Raw genomic sequence first — 24611 nt, forward strand, 5'->3', positions numbered from 1 at the left:
CAGGAACGAGGTGAGATAGAAGGTGCCGATCAGCATGGCGAGGTTGGCGATCGAGGCGACGCCGTATTTGCCGATGGTGAATGCCATGGCGCCGAAGGCGCCGATCGGGGCGGCCTTCATCAGGATCGCCACCAGCCGGAAGATCGGCAGCGTCAGCGCCTGCAGGAAATCGACGACCGGCTCGGCCTTTTTGCCGACGATCGCCAGCGAGATGCCGAAGAGCACCGAGATGAACAGCACCTGCAGGATGTCGCCCTCGGCAAAGGCGCCGACGAGCGTCGTCGGGATGATGTTCATCAGGAAGCCGGTGATCGACTGCTCATGCGCCTTTGCGGCATAGGAGGCGACCGCCTTCGCATCAAGTGAGGCCGGGTCGATATGCATGCCCGCACCCGGCTGCACCACATTGGCCACGATCAGGCCAATGACGAGCGCAAGGGTGGAGAAGGTCAGGAAGTAGATCATCGCCTTGCCGGCGACGCGGCCGACCTTGGCGAGATCGGNATGGGGTCCCCCGTCCGGCAATGTGCCGGCCTTCCCAAAATCGACAGCCGCTGCTGCCTTCTCGTTTACGCAGCAAGCGACGTGCCAACTGGACCGAATCGAGCATCGCTTGAAATAGCTGCGCATTTTCGCCGGAGCGTGGCACGCGGTCCTGTCCGGAAACCTGCAATCATCGACGAGGAGAATGGGCGGAAACACGCCCAGTTTTGCCATTTCCAAATAGCCCGCGGTCATCGATGGCTTTGATCATGGCGCGCCCGTGCGCGGTTTTTGATAGGCAACTCTAGGAGTCCAGAATGATGGGCGAGGGGGACGGGCTGCGGGGATTGTCGGCGACACCTGGCATGTAACGACGAAGGCGCTCGTCAGCATTCTTGACTTGAATAGTTTGCGATCCCGGCAGGAAATTTCAGCCGGCGGCAAGCCCGACGCCGTCCGAAAGCACTATGAGGCGATCATTCAGTGCGACTCCGACGCCGCGGGCAATGCCGACGTCTGCGATGGCGTCGACGAAGAGCGACTCTTGAGCAGCTCCGACGAGCGGATTCAACCACAACCAACGTTTAAGGCATGATCAGTTCCGACAGGGAATGGGTATGAGGTTACAGGGCGCGCCGCGGCACCTGGCGCAGGCCAATGGTGCCCTCGATAGGGTGGGATCTTGTACCAGGTGATGCCGGAATTGGATCACTGCCGAGCGGATCGCAAAGCGCTGCGGCCGCTCACCCCACAGGCAAGCCATATTTGGCTGCTGCGACAAGCAGTCTAGTTCCAATTGATCTCGCTCAAACCGTGAACTCATAAACGGTGCTATTTCCGCCGACCTTCACCAAACTTGGATAGAAGGAGGCAAGAATGATATCCAGCAACATCGTCCGCGCCATTATCACCGGCGCAGCATTGGTTGCCACCTGTAGCGCGGGAGCGACGGATCTGACGACGGCACAAGCTGTGACGTCAGTCGATGCTGCATCGGCAGGCAGTCCGTGGCAGATACGCTTGCGGGGGCTTAATGTGATCACAAAGGACTCCGGCCGTGTTTACGGAGTGCCGGGATCGGATCTTTCCTTTTCGAATACGCTCATACCCGAATTCGACATCTCGTACTTCTTCAATGAGAATATCGCTGCGGAGCTCATCCTCGGCACAACCTATGCCAATGTCGACGGCGGCGGCTCAATTTCGACGCTCGGAGGAATCGGCAAGACTTGGCTGCTGCCGCCAACCTTGACCCTTCAATACCATTTCACCGATTTCGGCACCTTCCAGCCCTATGTCGGCGCCGGCGTCAACTATACGGTGTTCTACAACCAGTCGGGCAAGAGCGCTCGTAGCCTTGATGTCAAGAACACATTCGGCGTCGCCCTGCAGGCCGGCTTCGATTATATGGTCGACGACCATTGGGGCGTGAACTTCGACGCGAAGAAAATCTTCCTGAGACCAGAGTTCGATGCGAATGTCGGTGGCGCCGATGTCAGCGGCAAGGCCAAGCTCGATCCATGGCTGATTGGCGCCGGCGTCACTTACCGCTTCTAGTAAGTCGGAATTTCTCGCGGCCAGCGCATGGACTAAGTAACACCTGATCCAGATGAGTGCCGCCCGGCATTATGGCCGCGAGAAGCTCGACGGCACTTGCGCTTCGCGGCGTGACATCCCAGGATAGCGGCGAACCACAAGCGCAGCGTTCCTTGCTCCGGCGTTCGATCAGTTCTTCTTGGCCAATGTCGGTCGAACCCCGGTCATGCTCGCGCAGAGGTCGAGCCCCAGGTTGCGGAAGCCCTCGCGTCGGCTCCTCGCGACCTCTCAACGCTCATGGAACAGCCCTTCATAAATGAAGGCGCTGCAGATTGCTTCGCAGTCGGTCTCGCTGACGCCGGCGCGGCGCATGGTGGAGTGCCAGGAGTTGGCGACTGTGTTGGCCGCAGCCTGTGACCAATCCGCGCGGGCGACCGCCTGTCATCCTTTTCTTGTCATCAGCGGCGAAGGAGACAGGTCATGACGATCACCAGAGACGAAACTGCCTGGGCGGTCCTACGTCGAGCTCGACCGGGCGGCAGTGATCGCAAATCCAGCCGGAGATCTTACGTTTCTGCTCCCCGTCGATTTGGAGCACGTGACCCGGTGATGGTGGCGAAGGACGTACTGGACACGCCAGTGCAAAGGCCTCAACACTCATACGTGTTGCCCACCATTGATGTGGATTTCAGCACCATTGATATAGGACGAGGCAGGTGTGCAGAGGAAATAAATTGTCTCGGCGACTTCAGACGGGTCGCCGAGACGTCCCATTGGTACTTGGCTGGCAACGAGTTTGTCCGTGCCGGGCGACAGGATCGACGTCTCTATCTCGCCCGGGGCTATGGCATTAGCGCGAACTCCCCGGCCAGCAAACTCATGAGCAATTTCCCGGGTGAGTGCCGCGAGACCTGCTTTAGAGGCTGCATAGGCAGCGCCTGCGAAAGGATGAACGCGCGTGCCGGCGATCGAAGTTACGTTCACGATGGAGCCCTTGCCCAACTCGAGCTCGGGAAGAAGGCCACGGGCGAGCAACGCCGTGGAAACGAGATTAACGTTCAGCACTTGTGTCCAAGTGCGCGAATCAGTGCCGAGCACGCCCAGTCGGCTCTGGTTCGGACCTTTCGGCGAGATACCTGCATTGTTGACGAGTGCGTGAAGCTTGCCGGCGGGAAGTCGGCTCCGCACTTCTGCGGTCAGATCGTCTATCTTATCGATTTGCGCTAAATCAGCCTGGATGTGGCTCTCGCGTGCGGCTGGCCATGCGCAGTCCTCTGAAAAGGGCTGACGAGAAACGGTAAGGATTCTCCACCCACGCTCTTGAAACAGTTTCACTGTCGCGTGCCCGATACCTCGGCTCGCTCCTGTCAAAAGCATGATGAGCTGCTCTGTCATTATCGGGACCCTTCAGATTATTGACGCACAAACTGCTACATTCGATGTATTGCAACAATGAGGAAGACAGCCAGCGAAGCCGTTCGAGATTGTAACGCCGATGCCAGAACGTCAGTTTGCCTGTCCGTGAAACCGGTTAGCAACAAAGCCCGAAAGTTAGCGAGGATCCAGTCGGAGGAATTATTCACGCTCATCGGGAGGCGATGTCCAACCATAAAGTTTGGTTTGCGAGCGCTGGAATAACCTCAATCCTAGACCGCTGCTACCCGGCGTTAAAGCAACGAGCCGATGAAATGGGTGCGCACAAAGCACTTGCAAAAAATGAAAATACACGCATTTATCGGCCCGTCTGTGAATTCGAACGCTCAGATGCGGGGCCTCTTCTTTCGTCGAGAGAGAAGCGGCCCTTTGCTTAAGTGCAAAACGGATGATCCTTGTCGGGTCGCGGATCGGCACCCGAGGCATGTTCACGAAGCGTGCACGCGGCGCGCCTTGAAGATGACCGTAGCGTTGCGCGAGAAGTCACCGTAGAAGTGCGGCAGCCAGGAAAGCGGTCGCAGACCCGACGAATACAACCACTGCGCATCCGCGCAACACTTTCATCCGGCGCGTTCGTTTGCCGGTCCAATCATAGCCCATCACTCAATTCCCTCAGCCTCATGCCGGATATGCAGATAATGGAACAAGTCTCCTAAGAAATGGAAAACTTTGGGTCTGGAGGGCCTTTCCGTCCCGCCCGAACTCACGTTCGGGGGGCAGGTCGGCTATTTGTCCCTGACGCGGTATCCTCACACGAGCCGGATCATTTGCTGCGTGAAGCGGCCACTCGTCAGGTCGGCCAAGCTTGCGCTTCTCGCGACGTCAAGACGGCTAACGCGGCCGCGATCACAAGCAAAACCGCGCTGGCGCCGAAGGTCACCTGGTACCCACGCATGTCGAACAAGAAGCCACCAACGGTCCCGCCCGATGTGATAGCGAGGTGAATGGCTGCGACCATAAGTCCGCCTCCGGCTTCGGCATCCTTCGGCAGCGTCCTCGACAACCAGGTCCACCAGCCCACCGGCGCTGACGTGGCGAACAACCCCCAGATGCCCAGCAGCAGTGCCGCTGCGGCGACTCGGCCACCGACAGCCACAAGGGCCACGGCAATCGCCGCCATCAACATCGGAATCGCGATCAGCGTCCGATACATGCCATTCTTCAGAAAGGCGCCAATGAGCATGGTGCCGATGAACCCGGTCGCGCCCATCACCAGCAGCAGGAGCGACAGAGTTGAAACATCGGCATGTATAGCCGTTTCGAGGAACGGCCGCAGATAGGTGAACAGCGTAAACTGGCCCATGAAGAACACGCTGACCGCGGCCATGCCGAGAACCACCACTCGCCGGTTCAACAGTTTAAAAACGCTTCCGGATGCCGGCCGCTCCTCGACCTTCATGGGAGGAAGACTGAGGAACTGCCAGACGAAAACAATCACTGCCACCGGGACCACGCAGAAGAACGCCCCGCGCCAGCCGATGAGGTTGCCGAGGAAGCTTCCCAGAGGGGCGGCAATGACCGTCGCCAGCGCATTCCCGCCGTTGAAGATCGCCAGCGCCCGCGGCACCTGATCGTCCGGAACAAGCCGCATGGCGGTCGCGGCGGAGATCGACCAAAATCCGCCGATAACGAGGCCGATGAGCGCGCGGCCAAGCATGAACGTGACATAATTCGGAGCGACTGCTACCATCATCCCCGAGACGATCATCACGGCGGTGAGCGCCAGCAGGAGGATCTTGCGGTCGAGTCTGCCGACCACGGACGAGATGAAAAGGCTTGTCATCACCGCAAAGGCGCCGGATACGGATATCGCCTGTCCGGCCTGGCCTTCGGTTATAGCCAGATCCGAGGCGATCGGGGTCAGCAGGCTAAGGGGCATGATTTCCGCCGCGATGAGCGCGAAAACGCAAAACGACATCGCGAATACCGCGCCCCATGCGGCGGGCCGCTCCTCACCCCCGCTGCTGTCAGCAGAGAGTTGCACCAACATTGTTCTTTGCCTCGAGAATGTTCCGGCGGGGCGCGTCCTGCCTATCATTGCCGGTCTATCCGGAGGGCAGAGTTTTCGTGGCGCCGTTGGTTGATCCGGGAGCTGAACCCCGACGACGGCGATTCGCGCTGCTAAACGGTATCTTCCTATGATCGACGTTTATGAATTGAATGTAATCGGCGCGGAGCACCGAACCATCACAAGGATAAGCGCAACTCCGCAGGCGCCGCCGGCGATGGCCAGTAATGCGGACAACGGATGTTTTGTTCGTCAATACCTGGGCTGTTCGCGGTTCCGATCTCCCGTGACGAACAGAGCGGGGGTAAAGCACCGACCTTGTCGCAGCAGCGTTGAACGTCTCTTCCGAGGGGCACCCGCACGCTGGTGCAGCCAAGAGGTTCGCCACGATGCGGTTGCGAAACTGGCGTCCGGAGAAAGACGATCGCGGCAAACGCGCGCGTGCGGCCTTCTTGTGCATCTGGAACGTTCTGAATAACCCGGGCGTCGCCCGCGGTACAAAGCACTGTCTTACCATTTCGACACTCCGCACGATATCTTCAGTCCGTGACGCATTTTCAGATGCCTCATAGCAATGTGCGTGCCATCAGAAACCTTCTGGCATGAGCCACTAGAACGAACCGCCCGTGTCGCATGTCCAACATTGTCCTACATCGAACAATGCCAAGCGACATGGACCTGTTGCTCTTGGGCGCACAAAAAATGGACCGCTGTTCAATCTGCGATGACACCGACTTCCCGATAGGCAGGAAATGAAAATTATCCACTTCTGCGAAACGGAACAGTCGATCGCGAGCTGCGAACATGCCTAACTTGAAGCACGAGCACAGTGACAATCCGCCAGGGCAGATAGGTCGATGCCCCCCCGAAGCGGGGGCACGGGCGTTTGAGCTGGATTGAAATCGATGAGGCGCACGGCAAACCTGTTCGCGTGTGCTCACATTCCGTTGCCGTGGTCCAAAAGCGCTAACCGAACTTTCTCGAATTCAAATTTCCCGCTCGATCGTCAAGGCACGCTGACGACGGTCTCGCTTCCGTGCCAACGCGCAAGGCGTCGGGAAGGCGTCGGAGGCCAGCCAGTGCTGGCCCCGACCGTCAAGACAGGAGCGGGCGTGTCAGCGGCTCGTAGGTGCGCCGGTACAAGGCGTCGCCGAACAGCCGCAGGACAGCGTTCCGGATTGTACTCGAACCCGTTCTCAGCTTGTCGCGGGCGCGCGATTTCTTCTGTACCCACGCGACCCGACCGATGCGCGCCTCGTGAAATTGTCGGAGGATGCCTTCCATCGGATCGTCCTTGGCGACAAGCTCTGCAAGAACGACTGCGTCCTCGATCGCCATGCCCGCGCCCTGCGCCATGCTGGGCGATGAGGCGTGCGCGGCATCACCGATCAGGACATGCCGATTGGCTATCCATCGTTTTGCAGGAACTTCCTGCAAAACGGCTCGATGGACTGCGGTGGCGGGATCCAGGGCGGCGACAATCGGTCCGAGCGGACCTGCGAAGCTGCTGAACAGCTGCTTCATAACGGTTACGGAGCCGTCGCCGATTTCGTTCGAGCGGCAGTCGGCGTATATGTACGTTTCGGTTTCGCTGATGGGGATGCCGAGCAGCGTGCGGCCGTTCCCGAGCATTGCCGTCCAGCCGTCGATCTCTCCGTTGTTGCGGACGACCAGTCGCCAGCATGAAATGTCGATCTGGCGAGCCGCGCTCGGACCGAAGACTGCGGTCCGCAGCGGCGTATTGACGCCTGCCGCGCCTACGACGAGATCGTATTCTTTTTCTTGTCCATTGGAGAAACGAGCCGCGCCCTTGTCACCACGCGAAGCCGTCGAGACCACTTCCAGGCCATAGGTCACAGTGCTTGGCTCCAGCGAAGCATGGAGGATGTCTGTTAGAGATTGGCGCGATAAGGCAAGACAGGGCCCACAATCCTTCCAGATGTCTGCGGTCCTCACGTCGTTCAGAACGAAGCCTGAAGACGAAAGGATTCTCTGTCTGGCAATCGGATAGGCAACAGCCCTTACTTGTTCGAGCAGTCCCAGGTCGCCGAGCGCTCTTGCGGCGTTTCCCAGGAGAAAAATACCTGCTCCCTCCGTCGGTGGCCGTTCCCGGCGTTCGGCAACCTCGCACTCGACGCCCTTCATTTTCAGTGCTCGTGCTGCAGAAAGTCCGGCTATTCCGGCCCCGGCAATCAGTATTTTCATCGATCATTCCTGTGTGAGCGACCTAGGTCGACGTTGTATTTCAGCTCGCGGGCAAGGTATGACACAGCTTCGCGTCGAGTTCACGACCCGGGCGGCACGCCGCATCACGCGTCGCCATGCACCTGATGCACGGGAGCCACTGCGAGCCCTTCTTCATTGGTATTTCGCCTTATGGAGCCGTTTCTGTATCTGTCAGTAGCCGTCAGTAGCGAACTGTAGCTGTCCGCAGGTCGTCAGCCGCCGCCCCGACGACGTTTCTCTTCGTCGGGAACGACAAGGTCCGTGATCCAGTTGCGAGCACAGGCGCTTTGGCGACACAGCTCACGAGCGGCAAGGGCACAATTGGTCGACAGTGGCTCGAGACGTGCCCTCTGCGCCCCGCCCCTGAGCGCCCTCTAGTGTGCCGCGAACGCGGCCGATGCAGGGCTCATGGAAGCAATGAAGTCGGAACAAGCGATTCAACACCACGAGCTTAGATGGGCATTCCCATGCGCGGGCCATTCTGGATCCTTCTTGACGAGGACGCACGAAGCGGCGATGTTTCCATCCCGAGACGAGGAGCAGCCATGATGAATTACGAGTGGCAGGACACTCTCTTGCGCGAGGAGGACCTCGCAAAGCGCGCGGCGGCAATAGTGCCGAGGATGCTAGCGCATCCAAGGGTCACTCTCGACCAGATCTCGCGACTTAGAGGTCACATCAATGACTGCATGGACAGGCTCGGGACGCTGCTTGCCGAAATGGAGAATGCCGGTGTCGAGCAGGTCTTCCTCGAGGCTGCGCACAATGTTCGTGATGCATGGCAGAGCCTTGCTCATAAAGCCGCTGAGAGGTCGCGATTGTTCGAGACTGACTTCGTCGACGTCCGTCCCACGCTGTTGGACAGCAAAGATCAGGGCGTTGCCACGCATTAGTCGATCAGCGAGCGATCTCTGCCAGCACGAGAACTTAGGGCTAGTGCAAGCCCTTTTCAGTCTTCACCCCGACGTCGGCAGGGCCGGGGCGAGAACCCATGGAGGGGTGGGGTGGCATCGTTGTTGCTCCCCGCGCTGTTTAACATAGCAGATTCACTCGCGCGCATAACAGTCTTACAACTAAAGGCAAACCGTTTCGAGGCGCCGAAATCCTGCGGCTTCGATGGGCTGGGAGTCTACCGGCCGTATATCGGCCGGTACAGGTGACGCCAAAGATGGCTCATACATGGAGCCTATGATCCGCAGCTCATGCCATGCGGAGCGACATAAAATCAGATCCGGAATAAATCGTTCTTGAGAAGAGAACCAGTGCGGAGCGCGCCGCCGTGCAGCGCTTCGAAGCTTCGAAGCGAGTGGCGTCACGGAGAGGCACAAATAATGCTGCCTCGTTCGCCCGAGGTTGGATGACCCCTCGCGGAGAGAAATGGGGGCCGTGATCGATCGGCCAACTCATTGAGGAGGCGCTAACATGAGCAAGCTCGAAGAGATTCCGCAGCCGAAAGGCCTTCCTGTGCTTGGGCACATAACTTCAATCAATCCGCATGCACCCGTCCAGAGTTTGATACGCCTGTCGAAGGAGCTAGGTCCAATCTTCCGTCTGCAAACCTTCGGACGCAACGTGATCATCGTCGGAAACCAGGAACTGACCGCGGAGCTCTGCGACGAGACCAGATTCTGCAAGGCGCTGCACCCGCCCCTCGCGGAGCTCAGAACGATTGGCAATGACGGCCTTTTCACCGCGGACAACAATGAATCGAACTGGGGCAAGGCACACCGGCTGCTGACGCCAGCCTTTGGCCCGCTCGGTCTGAAGAGCATGTTCAGCAAAATGGTCGACGTGGTCGACCAAATGCTGGTGCGATGGGAACGCTTCGGCTCGGATGCCGAAATCGACGTAGCCGACAACATGACGCGCGTTGCGCTCGACACAATCGCGCTTTGTGCTTTCGACCACCGCTTCAACAGCTTCTACCGGAACGAGAGGCACTCCTTCGTAACGGCGATGGAAGGCGCCCTTAAGGAGGTGTCGCGCCGCGCCCTATTCCCGCCGGGCGCATCAAAGCTGATGTTTTTGCGTAACCGGCGTTTCAAGGCGCACACCCGGACGCTCCGCGCATTGGCGGATGACTTGATCGATAAACGGCGACTTGATGCCCGGCTTGGTGAGCGCTCCGATCTTCTGGATATCATGCTGACGACTAAGGACCAGGAGACGGGGGAGATGCTGAGCCGAGAAAACATCGGCTATCAGATGATCACTTTCCTGATCGCAGGCCATGAGACCACGAGCGGACTCCTCAGTTTCGCGACTTGGCTGCTGCTCAAGAACCCGGAGGAACTATCGAGGTTGCAGGCCCATGTCGACGACGCTCTCGGCGGTGAGCCTCCGACAGCCCAGGATCTGGGCAAGCTCGATTGTGTCGAACAGGCGCTGATGGAGACCCTGCGGCTTTGGCCCACGGCTCCAGGTTTCGCGGTGCATCCGATTGAGAATACGACCCTCGCAGGCAGTTACCGGCTGACGCCCGATGATATCCTGCTCATCCTTTTGCCTGTGCTTCACCGCGATCCAAAGGTTTGGGATGAGCCTGACGTATTCAGGCCGGCACGCTTCAACTTCGATCATGCCAAAGAGGCACTTCAACACGCCTGGAAGCCCTTTGGCAACGGTCAGCGGGCCTGCCTCGGCCGAGGCTTCGCTATGCAAGAGGCAGTGCTGGTCATGGCGATGATGCTCCAGCGCTTCTACATCTCGTTGGTCGACGATAGCTATGAACTTGTTGTCGGCGAGACACTGACGATGAAGCCGATTGGTCTTCGCATAAGGGCGAAACGTCGACACTGGTCGGCCGGGATGCCGCGTCGCAGCGCTCCAGCCGCCTCCAAAGAGCAAGTGTTGAGAAGGGTGCCTCGTTCGATTGCCGACCGAGGGCCGGTGCTCATAATCTATGGCAGCAATACAGGCATGTCAGAATCGTTCGCGAAACGGATCGGAAGCGAGGCTGCGACACGGGGCTACGCGCCGGTCGTCGCGCCGGCGGACGACTACTCCTTCGGACTTCCGGTTGACATCCCCTTCGTCGTCGTTACGGCTTCCTACGAAGGGCTGCCGCCGAACAACGCGAGACGGTTTCTCGCCTGGGCCGAGAGCCTCCCGCCGGACACGCTCGCCGGCCTGCCTTTTGCGGTATTCGGGTGCGGCAACCGTCATTGGGTACAAACTTGGCAGGCGGTTCCGAAGCGCCTCGAAGCCGCCCTTGCCAGGGCAGGGGCAGTTCCCGTTGCCAAACGTGGAGAGGCGGACGCCGGGGGCGACGTGTTAGCCAGTTTGGACGCTTGGTCTGCTGAGTTGTGGGAGGCTCTTGCTGCCGAAGTTTGACGGACCCTCGACAAGATATCCAAGGTTCGGCAGAGCAAAGTGCGGCGACTTGCGCACGGCGGGCTTCTCTTCATCCAATGCAAGAAGCAGCAACCATTGTGGCGTATCGGAAGGCGGATGCCAGCTCGGCCGGCGGCCACACGATTAGGAATTGGGGTCCAACGGCGATACCCCATGCCGCTCGACCCTCCATCACCTTCCGATCGGTCGCCGTTCAAGCCGTCCACATTCCGATTTCGCATGCAACAAACGTACTCTAGGTGAATACCGAGACAAAAACGGACAACCAGATCAAGACGACTCCCAACGCCAATGCTCGTCTGGCGGCTACAACCTTCTCCCCGCCATCGTCTGCAACGGGGGTCGTCACAATCCAGGGCACCGAGCCAAGCGCTGCAAATCCGACGAGCGCCAAAATCACAATGACAAGATCAGCGCTCCGCCAACCGCCGGGTTCATACAGCCCCCAGTAGCCAAGGAACGCCATTCCCACTGAGAACATGGTGGCGGAGGCGGAGCAAAGTCCCGCAACAGCACCTGATGGCGCACGCATGTAGCATCCTTTCCGTGCAGTCAATCCAACGGCGATATTCGTGATGGCGCAAACCGCATTTGCACATATGTCGCAGTGCGCCGTTTCCTCTTGACCGGGCTTTTTCCGCCCGCTTGGTGGACGAGGCTTCACGTACCCGCGGATAAGTTCATTGATTCGGTATCGAAGTTCAACATCCTTTAGGATGCAATCCTCCCGGCTGTCTAAAGGATGGAGACCCAGCGCCGCTGGCATGGTTGCATCGCTTGATGTTCCACGTTCTACCCCCACCACGGAGCTTAGCCAGGTGAAGGAACTTAGCCAGGTGAATTCGTGTTGGATCGAACGATGATCCGCTAAGATCAACAGCAATACCGCGGTCCCCTTTAGAGATCTGTGGCGAGGCGTGTACCGGTTCCGGCTCGATTACCGAGTTTTTCGGTCTGACTCGCTCGGGCGGGGTAGCATGCTGGACTGCAGATGTGCTGACACTGTCCCGAACCTTGGGTGTAGCAGATGCCGTCATGCTTCCATGTCCTCTACTAAGATCGTCGACACCCTTCGGCTTAGCTGTTGAAGCGAAAGCATGGCGGTGGTCCGGTGTCTCAGCTGACGCAGCCTCTTTCACGTGCCGCCAGAAGCACGGGGCAGTGCCGGTACGCGGTCTCGCGGGGCGGCGACATACGGCCGACGTGGCGGCGGCAACGCGCCATTCTCCTTGGCGGCCCCCAACGCCGGAAGATCATCATATCTCCGAAGGTGACAACGCGATGCGGTTAAGTTCCATCATGGTCGAAATACCGTCGGGGTGGGCGACAAATGCAGGGTTCCGGCGTCGAAGCGCCCGATTTTGCAGTAAATCGATCAGGAGAATGCCGCAAAAAGGGGCTGAACGGATAACGTCTCGGGGTGTGGATCTGGCGCAATTGCAGCTGAGGTTGGTTCGTGGGTCAGAAAGACGCAGTAGAGCAAGAGCGAACATGATCTGCAATGAACTCGACAATATCGTACGTGCCGTCCAACAGACGGGGCAACTGAAGCGAATTGGTTTTTCAGTACAGCAAGTGAATTCCGTCAATGCACACCATGAAGTTCTTTATTCCGAATGTCTGGCGAGACTTGTGAAGGCCGACGGTACGGTGATTACGGCCAGCGAATTTGTGCCTGCCCTGGAAGCATCGGGGTATGCACCTAAATTGGATTGCCATATGTTGAACTTGGCGGTCGATTGGTTGTCCAACAATGCGAATGGATCGCTCGGATGCAACATATCGACGTTGAGCTTCTCAGATTCAGAACCTCGTGCGATGCTCTACGATCAGCTCTATCAACACCGTTCGCTTGCCCCCCGACTGGTGTTGGAGATTACTGAGCGCTCGCCCATCGCTAAGTTGTCCTGTACGGCGGAGTTCGTAAAAGACATCCGGAGGTTAGGTTACAGAGTTGCAGTTGACGATTTCGGCGCCGGCTTCTCAACTCCCGAAGCCATCTTTTCGATGGCTGTTGATATCGTCAAGGTTGACTCGTTTTTCGTGCAATCGAGTAGTCGTCCAGATGCTGACCGATTGCTGCATCACATGGTGGGGTTAGCGTCCTGCGTGGCGCCGACGATCGTCGTTGAAGGGGTCGAGACTTACAACCAGCTCACGCTAGCAAGAGCGGCTGGCGCCACTCACGTGCAGGGATATCTCCTTTCAGAGCCGACCCTGTCTCCGATACATCCGGGGTTGGCGCGCTCCGGCGGTATGGACATTGGAGAATCTACACGAAACGCAACAACTACCTCGTGAACGATACGGGATTGCCGCAACTGATCGCTTCGGATTTTTCAACGAGCGAGCTCGTAGCCAAAGTGTTGCGGATTACAAGTACGTTTGACACTTCAAACGAAATTTGAGTGGCTTTTTTTCTTAGGCTTGGCGCGCATAGGCTAGGGTGTGGAAATCCGTAACGTGATGCAATCGGAAGGTGATTTAGAATGAGCCACCGAAGGTGTTCCCCTATCCTCTGTGTACTGGCTTTCGTTGTTACCTTGGCGCAGCCCGTCGTAGGTCAGGAAATCGGGTCTGCAAAGCCTGAGGACCCAATCACAATGTTCGAAGTACTTTGCCCAGCGAAGAATGGGCCCACGGAAGAGCGCCGCCACGTTTGTCAGAAAATGGTTCTGACAAGTGCCGGCAAGTACCGAGAAAGCGTGCTGTTTCTCCGCGCTCGAGTGAATGACCTGATCTCGAGCACTGCGAAAAACGCCGCCGATGCGAAACTCTGGTTTTTTTGGTCCAGCGTGCTCACGATCATGTTGGCGGTCGTTGCTGCTGCCGTGGGAATTTTCGCGGTGCCATTTGTCTCGCGCATTCAGAAAGTCCTGTTTTTCTTGGTGGGGTTCTGCCCTCTGATAATCGCGACCTTCGGGTGGAAGGAGCAACTGAAGGCGGAGCAGCTTGCTTGGGAACAGTTGTCGAACCTTCGCGACAGGATCGATATCGCCGTCGCAACAGCGGTTGGATCAGGCGACGAGGTGACGAAGGAAGATGTTCAGGCGTGGACCACGCGTCTAAACGAGGTCGTACAAGCTCACGCAGATGAATACTCCGGCAGTTTCGCGGTGTTCAGCCCGACGCAGATTCTGGGTTCGCCAGCCGATAGGGGCTAAGGACCCTCCCGAGAGCTTCGCCCACGCCCTGCAGGAATGCGCATCTACACGGCTGACTTTTGCGGGGTGGGACGCCAGCCTCCTTGGCTATTTGCCGGACGGGCATAAAGAGGCGGCGCAACGCGTCGATTCGAGTGGAGGTCTCCGGCGGATCGGGGCGGGCAAAGCGGTGCGCCCGGGAACTACGGTCGCGGGGGCGGCCTCGGCCCTCGCGAACGATAGCGTCCCAGCCCAGCATTCAACGATCCACGTGCGCCTCTCTTGCGCACCAAGCAGAGCATCGCGCGCCGCAGCCGCTCGACCGTCCAACTCTCGAACCGGCGTAACGTCGAGTGGCGGCTTTGCGCCGAAAGAGCGCGCCACCGGGGCAGCGCTAACGCAGGAGGTTCAATATCGACTGGGTCGCGGGATTGCGAACAATTACGATGACGCGCGCAGATCGGGGAGAAGCGATCTGCCAGACAATGCAAGGACCGGGACAGCGGCCGCCCTCCTCCGATCGGGCCGCCTGACTGCCGCGCCAAAGCCACAAGAGCGATCAATGACGGTTGAATACATCCGACGTATCCTGCATTTGCCCTGAACATGGTTGCGCTGAAAACTCCGACGACCCGGGAAGCGGTCGCCGCGAGACCTCGCGACGCGAATCCAAGATCGGAAATCCTGCTGAGCAACGGCATGGAAGTGGTCACCATACTCGATCACCCAGCGAGCAATTAGAGGGCGCATGACATGCCTTTGGAAGGGCCGCAGCCTCAGAACAGTCCGGCCGGCCCGCGGGCTGGGCGATCTGCTGGGTTACCATCTTCTCCGTGCGTCGGCCTTTGATCCGCAAGGGGCGCTTTCCGCGCTCGAGCCTGCGAACACACGGCCTGTGCCGACGAACGTGCTGCTCAGCATCATCGAGACGCCCGGTGAAAATCTGCCGCGCGCTCGGTATGCAGAGGGCAAACTCCGTGACGTCCCTGGCAGAGCTCCGTGACGTCCCTGGCAGAGCTCGAGGAACGGGGGCATTTCCTGCGCGCGGCGGACGAATCTGATCAGCCGATCCAGCGGTCCTTCTCAACCCTCGGGTCGAGAAGGCAGCGGCAGAGCGGCTCGTACTCGTTTCCGAACATGAACGCAGCATGCTCCCTCGCCTGGCGGCGGAGCTTCGTCGGCTGTTGGCGAAGATCTGGCAGGATGATGGGCCGAAGCAGATGCTCTAAAATTGGCGCCACGAGCCTTGGCCACGGCTCGGCATCGCACTTGCGCATGCGCTTTTCGAAAGCGTATCCCTCCGGGATTGAGCTTCGACAACCAAGTCCTTCGCTTGGGTTCTTGGCGCCTCAGCTTGTCCTTGGGAATCCTAATGCTGTTATCAACTCAGTGCCGCCCGTGCCGTGTTGTCATTCGCAGGCGACACCATCGCCGTCCCGGTCGAGCTTGCGACTATAGCCCGGCTCACCCGCATAAATAGGCGCTGCACCAGCCGCACGAGCGTCTGAGCAGTTCCGAAAGTAGACTTCACCGTCATCGGACGCGACTTGGCCGTCTTCTTCCGTCTGCGCCATTGCCGTCAGATTGCCGACAAGCAGCCCGACGAGGGCAGCCGTGGTAAGTAGAGCGATTTTCATTCGGTTTCTCCTTATTCGATAAGCAATTGTCGGGGTGCTGGAGTTGAGAGCTTGACCGCAGCCTCTCACGACGGAACGACTATACGGCTGCGCTCAAGTCAGTTTCAGCATTGATGGGGCGGCAGGTGCAGGATATCAGCAATTGTTCGGGTGGCTCGCAGGATTGCTGCAAGCAAGCCTCTAGAGGTGGCTGGAAGGTTTGCCGTTGCGCGGCCAGCTCAAACTTGAAACGTAAGCGGTGTTCTCAGGCCACGGGTTTGGTTTCTGGCTTCTCGGCATGGGCCCAGGGCAGCAGTTCGTCGATCTGGCTGTTGGGATGGCCGTTGACGACGCTTGTGATCTCGTCTGTCAGATAGGCCATCGGTTCGACGCCGTTGAGCTTGGCCGTTTATGCCGACCGTCGAACTATGCCACGTCTTCAAACATACCAGATGAAACGCGCTTCTCTCGCTGTTTCAGTTGGAGACTTGCCATTGATGCTCGGCATAGTTCTCTTGCTCAGAGGGCGTTTAGGACCGTCGATGAACATCCACAAAGGCATATTCGGCGCCGCGGCGGGCGGATCGAGGCCGGGCGCGTGTCGATCCGTCTTGGCCGCGGCAGCACCCTATTCGAAGCCGCGCGTCCTGATCAACCAGCCGAAGCTCTTTTTAATGGACGAACCCTTCGGAGCCTGCGGCGCGCGACGTCGCCGATGGGGCGACGAAGGAGAGGACCCGGTTGGGCCGGACGTCCTCGCGCCACCCACCGGCAATTTCCTCTTGCTCTGCGCGACGAGCCATCGAGTTTCTCTGCATGTCCTTCGGATTACGACTTCCTAAGTTCTTCTGGGCGGCGCGACTAAAGCTACCGGCTTTTGAAATTCACATGGCCAGCGGATCATCAGTCAGGTCTCCTTCCACCCACGGCTGGCCGAGCACCTCGGCAAAGCGCTGTAGTAATGCGACGGTGTGCGGCGACATTTCCCCGATGGTGCCGGGGACATAGCGGACGACGAGATAGGCGCGGCGCCGCTCCTCGGAATCGGTCAGCAGTAGCGGCAGAGTCTCGATCGCTTGCTCCGGCTCGTAACTGGCGATCAGTGTCTGCTGGCGCAGAATGATTTTCAGAAGTTCGGCATCCAGCGAACGGAAGGGCTCGTCTTGGGCCAGGACATGCGACCAGCGCTCGAGGCGGTCACGGCGGACTCCGCCGCGATCGTTCGAGAGCAGCACCAGCATACGGATCACGGCTTCGGCAAAGCCGCCGGTTTCGACACCCGAGAGTGCCATGGCGACTTCCGGCAGAGCCCGCAGATCGTCGTTGATCATCAGAGTGCGCGGCGCCTCGTAGGAATCGCTGAAGTAATGCACCCAGGGCGTGTTCCAGATGCTGTGGAAAGTCAGCTCATAAGCCAAGTCGCGGCAGTGGCGCCAAATTGCGATCGCCTGCTCGACGCTCCGCACCCAGAGCGCTTCCGCAGCTAGGAAGGGATTTTCAGGTGCGGCCTTGGCGCGGCCCTCCCGCACCTGCTCGGCGGCGAGCTTGACGCCAGCCATCATCGGATTTTTTGAAGACATCAGCGCTCGCGACAGACGCTGGGGATGCATGGCACGGCTGATCTCGGCCGTGATCTCCGTGACCGCCGCTTTTACGGAGGGGCGCACGAGTGTGTGATAGATCTGCGCCTGGACCTCCGAGGCGTGGGAGACGGCCGCGAAGGCACGTTCGTCGTCATGGCCGTCGCCGAGGGCGCGGATGTCGTCGAGGCTGCGTTCGACTAGTTCGACGGTATAGCGCGTCCGCACGTCATCCTCCTTCACGTCCTGAATGCGCATCTCGTAGAGGCCGGGCACCAGCGCCTCGATGACCTCCAGCGTTGTTGCGACCTCGCTGTACTCCTTATTGACGATGTTTGAGGAGATGATAATGCCAAGATGGTCGACGTCGTCATGCACCAAGTAGACGATGCGCTGTCCGAGGATGCGGATTTCCTGCTCGCTCTCATAAATCTCGCCGATCCAGTTCAGGGCCTGTTGAGGTGGAGTCACGTTGTCGCCATGGCTGGTAAAGACGATGATAGGCGCCCGGATCAGCTTAAGCTCGACATGCCGCCGTTCCGGCACCACTCGCGCCTTGTTCTTGACGAGCCGGTTGCCGACGAAAAGCTGCTCGATGATCCAGCGGATCTCGTTCTCGTGCAACAGGCAGAAGCTACCCCACCATCTCTCGGTGGCGAGGAAGGTCTCGCGCGCCGTGTCCACGTCGCGGAACAGGTCGGTATATTTGCGGAGCGGGCGCTCCGGATTGAGCAGTTCGAAATTATGCGCGAGATGGGCGCCGTCGAATATGCCCCCGCCAAGATCGGACAGGAACATGGGAATCCAGGTTCCGCCGAGCAGGCCGGCATTGTAGCGGAAGATGTTCTCGCCGACCTTGCCGGCGATAGGCGTCACTGGTGCGCCATTGATTACGATGGGGCCGGTCAGGTCCGGATTCGTCGCAGCCAGCACCAAGGTCGCCCAGCCGCCTTGGCAGTCGCCAACGAGGACTGGTTTGGGGGCGTTGGGATGTCGGCGCATGACCTCGCGAACGAAGGCTGCTTCCGTGCGCGTGACGTAGGAGAGATACTGGTCGTGCTCTGGCTCGCGGCGGAAGGCGACGAAATAGACGGGATGGCCCTCCCGCAATGCCACGCCCACCTGGCTGTCGGACTTGTGGCCGCCGACTCCCGGACCATGCCCCGCGCGAGGACAGATAATGATGTAAGGGCGACGGGCGTTATCCACCGCAACGCCCTCGGGCGGGATGATGCGAAGCAGCATGTAGTTGGATTTGAAGGGCAGGTCTCGCCCGTCCATCATCACCTCATAGTGGTAGAACAGAACGGGCGGGCAGCCTGCCGCCTCATGTTCGAGAAAGATGTCGCCGCGCTCTCTGAAGGCATCCGTCGTCAACACGGCGCGCTCGATCGCGTCGCGCAGGTATTCCCTCCAGGCGGTGCCGAGATTTCCGTTATCGCGCGCCTCTCGCAGAAGTTCCCGCACACCTTCGGCGTTCCTCAGCAGCTCGCGCAGGCGCTCCGATTGGATCTCGCCGATGCGGTGGATGTGCCGCGACAAGGCGGTCAGAAGAATGACGGCGGCTCTGGTGGTCGCTTCCGTCACGCCTTCGGCGAAGGCCATGGAGGGACTTTGGACGCCGAAGTTGTCGACTTCTGTGCGCGGCGCCTCGATACGCCGGGCTAGACTGAGTAAGTCAAACACGTTGGCCATGATTCGTCCTCATCTGGTCGAGGATTGCCGCCGCCGATGTCATGGACACCGCCGGTCTGGTTCCGGGTTTCATGTGACGCAAGGAATTTTGCGATGGCGCCGGCCTCCTCGATGGTGAGCAGCGCCATGGAAATGACGCCGCGGATCTACTATCTCCGATGAACTTGCGTCACCATCGCTCCGGGATCACCACCACAGACTTCGCTGCAGCGGGGCTTGCCGGCAACCACGCATATGTCGTGCCAATCGCGAAATCCCTTTATTAGCAACATTGATCCATGGTCACTCTGATGGGTAGCGTCCGAAGTGTCGAGAGTTCGACAATGAGTGAGACAGCACGCGGCTGAATGCCCATAAGTTGGCGTTGCCCTAACCCGCAGTGCTTGCGCTGTTTGCCGAGACGCGAAGTCTTTGAGAAAGCAATCGCCGAGACGCATCGAATGCCCATGTCGAGGGCGTGAACAATGGACAAAGCGATGGCGCAACGCAGGTGGGTTTATCCCCTTTGGAGATGACAGGGCTGAGGGCGAAACAGAGATGAAGGGCCAGCTTTGGGGGCAAGGGGGCAAATCTCGGAGATGTGTAAGCCGGCTCCGACTTAAAAAGGATCATCCTCAATTTGTGCGCTATCGAACAAAAGGGCCGGCGGGAGCCCAGTGCTGAAAGCCGGAGGCTCCCCAAGTTTCAGGGGTGTGAGATGGGACACGGTCGACGCGATTACCAGAACCGGCAATGCAGTTTTAGCACGTCCTGCAAGCCTGAAAACGACAGCATCGCCCAGACCAGCTTGAGCGTGAATTCGAACCTGAGGAGAGGGGGGCAAACTGACAAAAGAACTCGAAAACCATGTCGATTTTGCCCGAACCCGCCGGTGCCGGCGGCAGTTGTTCTCGTCAGAGCTAAACAGCTGAGAAGCTGTGAGGATCACTCCTTTTCAGGTCATCAGCCGAATTTGGCATGGGATTTGATTGTTTGTGAAGCGGCGGTGGGAACGGCGGACGGGCATTCAGGTAGAGCCAACCGCAACAGCTCGAAGGAACCCTGCGGGCGTCGGATTGCAGCGGATTCAAGGAAGATGGCGCGACGAACCCGGACGTCTTGTCTGGCGCGATCGGGGCCAAGCCTAGCAACGCAGTCAGTTGATGACACAACCATCTTAACGGATAGGAAAGCAGGTATGACCAACATCACCGAAAAGCCCGTGCCGCTGTCGCAGGCTCTTGAAGCCTCGGAAACGTTCGGATCAATTTTCGAAGCTATGATGAGAGCAGGCCCCGAACTGTCTTTGAAAACGATCGCTGCCTTGCAGGCCAACACTGAAGCCCATTTTTCGCATTTTCTGGCGTTGATCGAGGCAAAATCACCGCTCCAAGCAATGGAGCTGCAGTGGCGCTTCCTGCACAAGCTTGTGGACGTGAATGTTGAGCACATAAGAAAGTTTCAGGCTCTCACCAGCGAGGCGGTGGCCGACGTCTCGAGCCCAACGACGCCTTCGAGAAGGTACTAATCGACATCAGTCTTTCCTGGAGCACGTCCACGGGATGATATTGATTGTGCCGTGCCTTGAATCAGGAGGCAATGGATGGCACGGGCACTGACCGACTGGCCCGCCACGGCCGGCACTGCCGCGTCGGCATCGCCTCGACTGCAAAGGTCGAAAGCAGCCGTACCTCGGCCCGCTTGTGATGTCCTGCCACGTTCACGAGTGCGCCGCTCAGGAGTTATTGCTTCAGTCAAATGTGCGGCTCCTGTTTCAGGATGCGAGGCTGCTTCCCTGGCATCGGGTAATCAGCAATGTCGGAATCGCTCGGACGAAGAATTGGCGCGCGATAGCGCAGCGGCGGCTCTTGCCGAAGTCAGGCTTGCGGATCGGGCAAACGACGGGTCGGCTGTTCTTTCGGGTGGCCAGGCCCAGCGCGTCGCCCTCGCGCGCTTGGTGAGCCGGCCGGGCGTCCTCCTGCTGGACGAACCATTCGGGGCTCTCGATGCCTTCACGCGCATCGAGATGCACCGCCTGCTGGAACGCATCTAGCACGAGCACGGCTTTTACGATGGTTCTGATCACGCATGATGTCGCCGATGCCTTCGGCCTAATCGCAAAGGAGGGCCGAAAGTATGGGCTGACAACCACCATAGCAACTCAACGTCCGAGGGACGTTCCGTCCGATGTCCTGACCCAACTAGGTACGCTATTCATACATCGATTAACGAACGATACCAGGACCGCGAAAGCTGGATTCGGGTCGGCAAGATTTTCTTAGATCTCCGAAATAAAGAGAGCGCAGAGTTATCAACCAACGAAGCTCGCGCGTGATCGCCGTATCATAGCCCGGATCAGGACAGGCCGGCTATGATACTCAAGCCCATATCGTCGCGGACTCCTCAGGCGTTGATCAGCTGTGCGGCGAGCGCTTCGGCTTCTTCGGACTGGCGTGACAGCGCGCGCCTTTGTAGCTCGTGTGTTGGAAGGCCCTTCCGATCATCTCCGACTTGGGTGGCGGGGCCCGTGCCACCGCCGACCAGAAAACGCTGCAAGCTTGCAATAGTCGCGCTGGCCAGCAACTTTCCGCGACTGGTAATCGCGCTGAGTCGAGCTACAATCCTCCTGATAGTAGGCCTAGCCGGACGCCGCATTCTCCGCGCTCTGGGAGAGGGCATTGCGCCATCATCCGTTCATTCTACTCAGGCGACCGGCAGTTTCTGACCCCGAGCGACCTCGAACTTCTACAGCACATATTTGACGAGGAGATCAACGTCAGAAAGCTGACGAGTGACTGTGAGGAGCCGCCGATCTCGCGGCGAGCACATTCAGCTTTTTTGAAGCGGGGTCACCCAGCCGAATGCTTCTTCGGGAAATGCTCAATCCGGCGGCTTAAATCCCGCGACAGAAAAAATGAGCCCGAAGACTAGGTGGAATGAGGGGCCAACGAGCTCAAGTTTGCTGCCAATTATATTGGCAGCTCTCATTGTGGCAGATCCGCTAAAGTTGTCGAGGAAGTTGTTAGAGAGGTTTAAGCCCTCAGCGAACTGAGGCCCCGACCATCTAAGTTCCCGCCTACTTGCGCGTCGACGCCTGCGCCGCCTTTTTCGTCACAACGCTACGTCTTCCGGTGATGCCGGACGGTGTGCATGCGGTCCCAAATGCAGACATCAGGGCTCGTCAATCGTCCCAATATAACCGACGCCGAAGTGGTCATTAATCTGAGTTCAAGCGAACGAGTTGCGCTAGGCGTGTTTTCGCCTCCGCGGTTAATTCGAGATCAGGTCGGTGCCGAACCACTTCTGGCTGAGCCTCAGAAATTGTCACATCACGCCCGCACTTTGTCCATGGAGCGATCATAAGCGGCGACCGTGAGGCCGTCGTTTCGCAGCATTCCGGCCGCCCAGATCGGCCCACCTTCGTCGTGCGGAAGCCCGTAGCCGTGCACCAGGATCAGATCGACTTCGAACGACTGGCGAACGATACCTTCGGTTACCAGGACGGCCGCCTCCCGTGCCATTTCGCCAAGCAGGTGATGGCGCAGAGCAGGATCAAGGGATTTCCTCAGGGACGCCGAAACGCCGAGCGAGCGCGACACACCGCAAGAAGCGAGGGCGGCCTTGACGTCCCTACAGGGCACGCCGCTTCTGCTTAGGTCGCCCGCGGCCGCGCGGCATGCCGCTATGATGCGCTGGCCGACCAGACCCGGTTGCGTGATGACGACCGCCTGTACGCCGGTCTTGCGGATGAGACCCAGAACTGCATGGACCGTTTCGGGGGCGGTTCTCGTCGTCGGAGCCACCTCGACCAGCGACCGCCCGCTCGAAAGACGAAACTGCAGGCCGATGATATCGCCATGTCGTTCGGTCATTTCGGCGAGACGATCGAGATTGCGCCCGCGGGTCGTCGCGATGACCGCGCCGGGTTTGGCCTGCGATGCCAGGTGTCTGATTGTGACCTGAGCCTTTCGGTCGTCCAAAGCGTCGATGATGAGACCGGCTTCGCTCAGACCGGACTCGCCCGTGCGGACGGCGACGCCGGATCGATTAAGCAGTGCGGCGATCGCCCGGGCGCGCTTTCCCGAACCCGCAATCGCGACGGATGCCACGCGTCTTTCTCCCATGGAAGCGCTCGGAAAGTGGAACGCCGCCTTGCCGGAGAGAAACAGATGGATTCGCGCCTGAGCGCGATTGCTTTCGCGAAGCTTCAGGAAGGTCTCCCGTTCGCGAGCGAGACCTTCCTCAAACGGAATGACAAGCGTATAGCGTGTCGGATGGATGAGCTCGGAGAGATTGCGCATGACGGTCCGCGTCCTCGTGGTTGCCAGTTCCATCGAATTCCTTGTTCATCGCGGGTGCGATCTCAACAGGTTTGACCATGCCCGGCATGACGATGCCGAAAGCAAGGAAGTCGACTGGCTGGAATCCCGGAGCGGTTCAAGCTGGGACCTGCGCGATACCGCTGCCGAAGTGCGAAAAGTGAAAGTTGAGGTCAGGGGTACAAAACTGCAGATCGGGTTGAGGCCCCCACACCTGCATTGCCGTTTTGCCTTTATTTCACGCCGCCTTGTGCGAGCCCGCTGATCAGATAGCGCTGCATGAAAAGCGCGGTCAGGTAGATCGGGGCGATGCCGGCGAGGGAGGCGGCTGCCATCTGGCCGAAATTGACCAGCCTGTCTCCCTGGAAGAGCGAGATGCCGACTGGCAGCGTTCGCGTGGCGTCGGAAAAGGTGAAGGCGGAGGCGAAGAGGAATTCGTTATAGGACAGCACGGTTACGATGATCAGTGTGGCCACGACGCCGGGTGCGATGATTGGCGCGACGATCTGAAGAAGCGTGCGAAGCGGTCCCGCACCGTCCATTGCGGCCGCCTGCTCGATCTCGATCGGCATCCGGCGCAGGAAGGGCGTCAGAAGCCAGAAGGCGACGGGCACGTTGGCGAAGCCGTAAACGAGGACGAGACCGGCGCGCGTGTTGAGAAGCCCGGTTGCCTTCAGCAGGAAGAAGAGAGGGATCAAGGCGACGATGGGCGGCGCCATGTAGCTCGAAAGCGTCACGTCCGCCAGCCACCTGCCGCCCATCTTGAGCCGCAACACCGCATAGGACGAGGGTAACGCCAATGCGATGGTGAGTAGGCCGGCAAGCGCGGAAACCGCGACGGAATTGAATATGAAACCCGCAATGCCGGCCGCTTCGAAAGCGCCGGGCCAGTTCGCGAACGTCGGCACCGTCGGCCAGAAATTGCCGCTCAGCACATCGTCCTTGGTCTTCAGGGAAACGGCGGCGAGATACACGATGGGGAGGGCGAAGAAGCCGACTATCGGCGCCGCCGCCACGGCCAGCCAGAGATGTGGAACGCCGAGCCTCATGATTCCCGCCTTTCAAAATGCTGATGCAGGCGAACGACCGGGAGTGTCGCCAGACCTATGACGAGGCCGTAGACGATCGTCTCGGCCGCCGCACGGCCGACGTCGAACTGCTCGATCGCCCGCCGGTAGATTGAAAAGCCGGCAGATGTCGTCGCAAAACCCGGCCCGCCGAAAGTGAGAATGTAGACG

18 protein-coding genes and 2 pseudogenes are annotated in these 24611 nt (G+C 59.2%); 8 read left to right on the forward strand and 12 right to left on the reverse strand.

Annotated features, from left to right (window positions below):
- The coding region (locus ATC00_RS15370) for a cation:dicarboxylate symporter family transporter (RefSeq protein ID WP_153045221.1) at positions 1–503 on the reverse strand (503 nt) is incomplete at both ends.
- A 410-nt stretch (positions 504–913) separates the two neighbouring features.
- On the reverse strand, positions 914–1054 hold the full coding sequence (locus tag ATC00_RS32580; protein WP_156911508.1) for a hypothetical protein: 141 nt from the start codon (positions 1052–1054) through the stop codon (positions 914–916).
- 305 nt (positions 1055–1359) lie between these two features.
- Between ATC00_RS32580 and ATC00_RS15375 the strand changes: the two genes are divergently transcribed.
- Entirely contained in the window at positions 1360–2040 is a 681-nt protein-coding gene (locus ATC00_RS15375) for an OmpW/AlkL family protein (protein ID WP_064253477.1), read from the forward strand.
- A 636-nt stretch (positions 2041–2676) separates the two neighbouring features.
- Here ATC00_RS15375 and ATC00_RS31110 read toward each other — a convergent pair.
- From ATC00_RS31110 to ATC00_RS15390, 3 genes are all read right to left on the reverse strand, one after another.
- Positions 2677–3414: an SDR family NAD(P)-dependent oxidoreductase gene (locus ATC00_RS31110; RefSeq protein WP_037377632.1), complete on the reverse strand. Its 738-nt coding sequence runs from the start codon at positions 3412–3414 to the stop codon at positions 2677–2679.
- Positions 3415–4243: 829 nt separating this feature from the next.
- Positions 4244–5443: an MFS transporter gene (locus ATC00_RS15385; RefSeq protein ID WP_064253479.1), complete on the reverse strand. Its 1200-nt coding sequence runs from the start codon at positions 5441–5443 to the stop codon at positions 4244–4246.
- Positions 5444–6556: 1113 nt separating this feature from the next.
- A complete protein-coding gene (locus tag ATC00_RS15390) occupies positions 6557–7666 on the reverse strand; it encodes an FAD-dependent monooxygenase (RefSeq protein WP_064253480.1) in 1110 nt (369 codons plus the stop codon).
- A gap of 566 nt (positions 7667–8232) precedes the next feature.
- On the opposite strand from ATC00_RS15390, the gene ATC00_RS15395 reads away from it, so the two are divergent.
- Both ATC00_RS15395 and ATC00_RS15400 read left to right on the forward strand, forming a co-directional pair.
- Entirely contained in the window at positions 8233–8580 is a 348-nt protein-coding gene (locus tag ATC00_RS15395; protein ID WP_064253494.1) for a hypothetical protein, read from the forward strand.
- Positions 8581–9109: 529 nt separating this feature from the next.
- A complete protein-coding gene (locus ATC00_RS15400; protein WP_064253481.1) occupies positions 9110–11020 on the forward strand; it encodes a cytochrome P450 in 1911 nt (636 codons plus the stop codon).
- Between the two features lie 256 nt (positions 11021–11276).
- Here the strand turns inward: ATC00_RS15400 and ATC00_RS15405 are convergent, their stop codons facing one another.
- Positions 11277–11573, reverse strand: coding sequence for a hypothetical protein (locus ATC00_RS15405; RefSeq protein ID WP_064253482.1), 297 nt, complete (start codon positions 11571–11573; stop codon positions 11277–11279).
- 959 nt (positions 11574–12532) lie between these two features.
- On the opposite strand from ATC00_RS15405, the gene ATC00_RS32585 reads away from it, so the two are divergent.
- Positions 12533–13342, forward strand: coding sequence for an EAL domain-containing protein (locus ATC00_RS32585; RefSeq protein WP_072642880.1), 810 nt, complete (start codon positions 12533–12535; stop codon positions 13340–13342).
- A gap of 302 nt (positions 13343–13644) precedes the next feature.
- Positions 13645–14205, forward strand: coding sequence for an SLATT domain-containing protein (locus ATC00_RS15415; protein WP_064253484.1), 561 nt, complete (start codon positions 13645–13647; stop codon positions 14203–14205).
- A gap of 1388 nt (positions 14206–15593) precedes the next feature.
- On the opposite strand, the gene ATC00_RS15430 is transcribed toward ATC00_RS15415, so the two are convergent.
- From ATC00_RS15430 to ATC00_RS15445, 3 genes and pseudogenes are all read right to left on the reverse strand, one after another.
- Positions 15594–15821, reverse strand: coding sequence for an excalibur calcium-binding domain-containing protein (locus ATC00_RS15430; RefSeq protein ID WP_064253487.1), 228 nt, complete (start codon positions 15819–15821; stop codon positions 15594–15596).
- Between the two features lie 244 nt (positions 15822–16065).
- Positions 16066–16209: pseudogene (locus ATC00_RS15435) on the reverse strand (transposase domain-containing protein); the annotation flags it as partial.
- 475 nt (positions 16210–16684) lie between these two features.
- Positions 16685–19075: a DUF3141 domain-containing protein gene (locus ATC00_RS15445; protein ID WP_064253490.1), complete on the reverse strand. Its 2391-nt coding sequence runs from the start codon at positions 19073–19075 to the stop codon at positions 16685–16687.
- A gap of 1177 nt (positions 19076–20252) precedes the next feature.
- On the opposite strand from ATC00_RS15445, the gene ATC00_RS32590 reads away from it, so the two are divergent.
- Both ATC00_RS32590 and ATC00_RS15455 read left to right on the forward strand, forming a co-directional pair.
- Entirely contained in the window at positions 20253–20582 is a 330-nt protein-coding gene (locus ATC00_RS32590; RefSeq protein WP_064253491.1) for a phasin family protein, read from the forward strand.
- Between the two features lie 75 nt (positions 20583–20657).
- Positions 20658–21107: an ATP-binding cassette domain-containing protein gene (locus tag ATC00_RS15455; RefSeq protein ID WP_153045220.1), complete on the forward strand. Its 450-nt coding sequence runs from the start codon at positions 20658–20660 to the stop codon at positions 21105–21107.
- Between the two features lie 1276 nt (positions 21108–22383).
- Here ATC00_RS15455 and ATC00_RS15460 read toward each other — a convergent pair.
- The gene (locus ATC00_RS15460; protein ID WP_161951912.1) at positions 22384–23355 is read right to left on the reverse strand and encodes a 3-hydroxyacyl-CoA dehydrogenase NAD-binding domain-containing protein; all 972 of its coding nucleotides are present in this window, start codon (positions 23353–23355) and stop codon (positions 22384–22386) included.
- Between ATC00_RS15460 and ATC00_RS32595 the strand changes: the two genes are divergently transcribed.
- Positions 23354–23638, forward strand: coding sequence for a hypothetical protein (locus ATC00_RS32595; RefSeq protein ID WP_161951913.1), 285 nt, complete (start codon positions 23354–23356; stop codon positions 23636–23638). The genes ATC00_RS15460 and ATC00_RS32595 overlap by 2 nt on opposite strands.
- Here the strand turns inward: ATC00_RS32595 and ATC00_RS15465 are convergent.
- Together ATC00_RS15465 and ATC00_RS15470 are read right to left on the reverse strand one after the other, a co-directional pair.
- Positions 23607–24422 carry a carbohydrate ABC transporter permease gene (locus tag ATC00_RS15465; protein WP_064253493.1) on the reverse strand — a complete coding sequence of 272 codons (816 nt, stop codon included), beginning with the start codon at positions 24420–24422 and terminating at the stop codon, positions 23607–23609. The two genes, ATC00_RS32595 and ATC00_RS15465, sit on opposite strands and share 32 nt — an antisense overlap.
- Positions 24419–24611: pseudogene (locus tag ATC00_RS15470) on the reverse strand (sugar ABC transporter permease); the annotation flags it as partial. The gene ATC00_RS15465 and the pseudogene ATC00_RS15470, both read right to left, overlap by 4 nt.

Origin of the sequence: Sinorhizobium americanum, from assembly GCF_001651855.1 — a bacterium.
Classification (GTDB): Bacteria; Pseudomonadota; Alphaproteobacteria; order Rhizobiales; family Rhizobiaceae; genus Sinorhizobium; species Sinorhizobium americanum.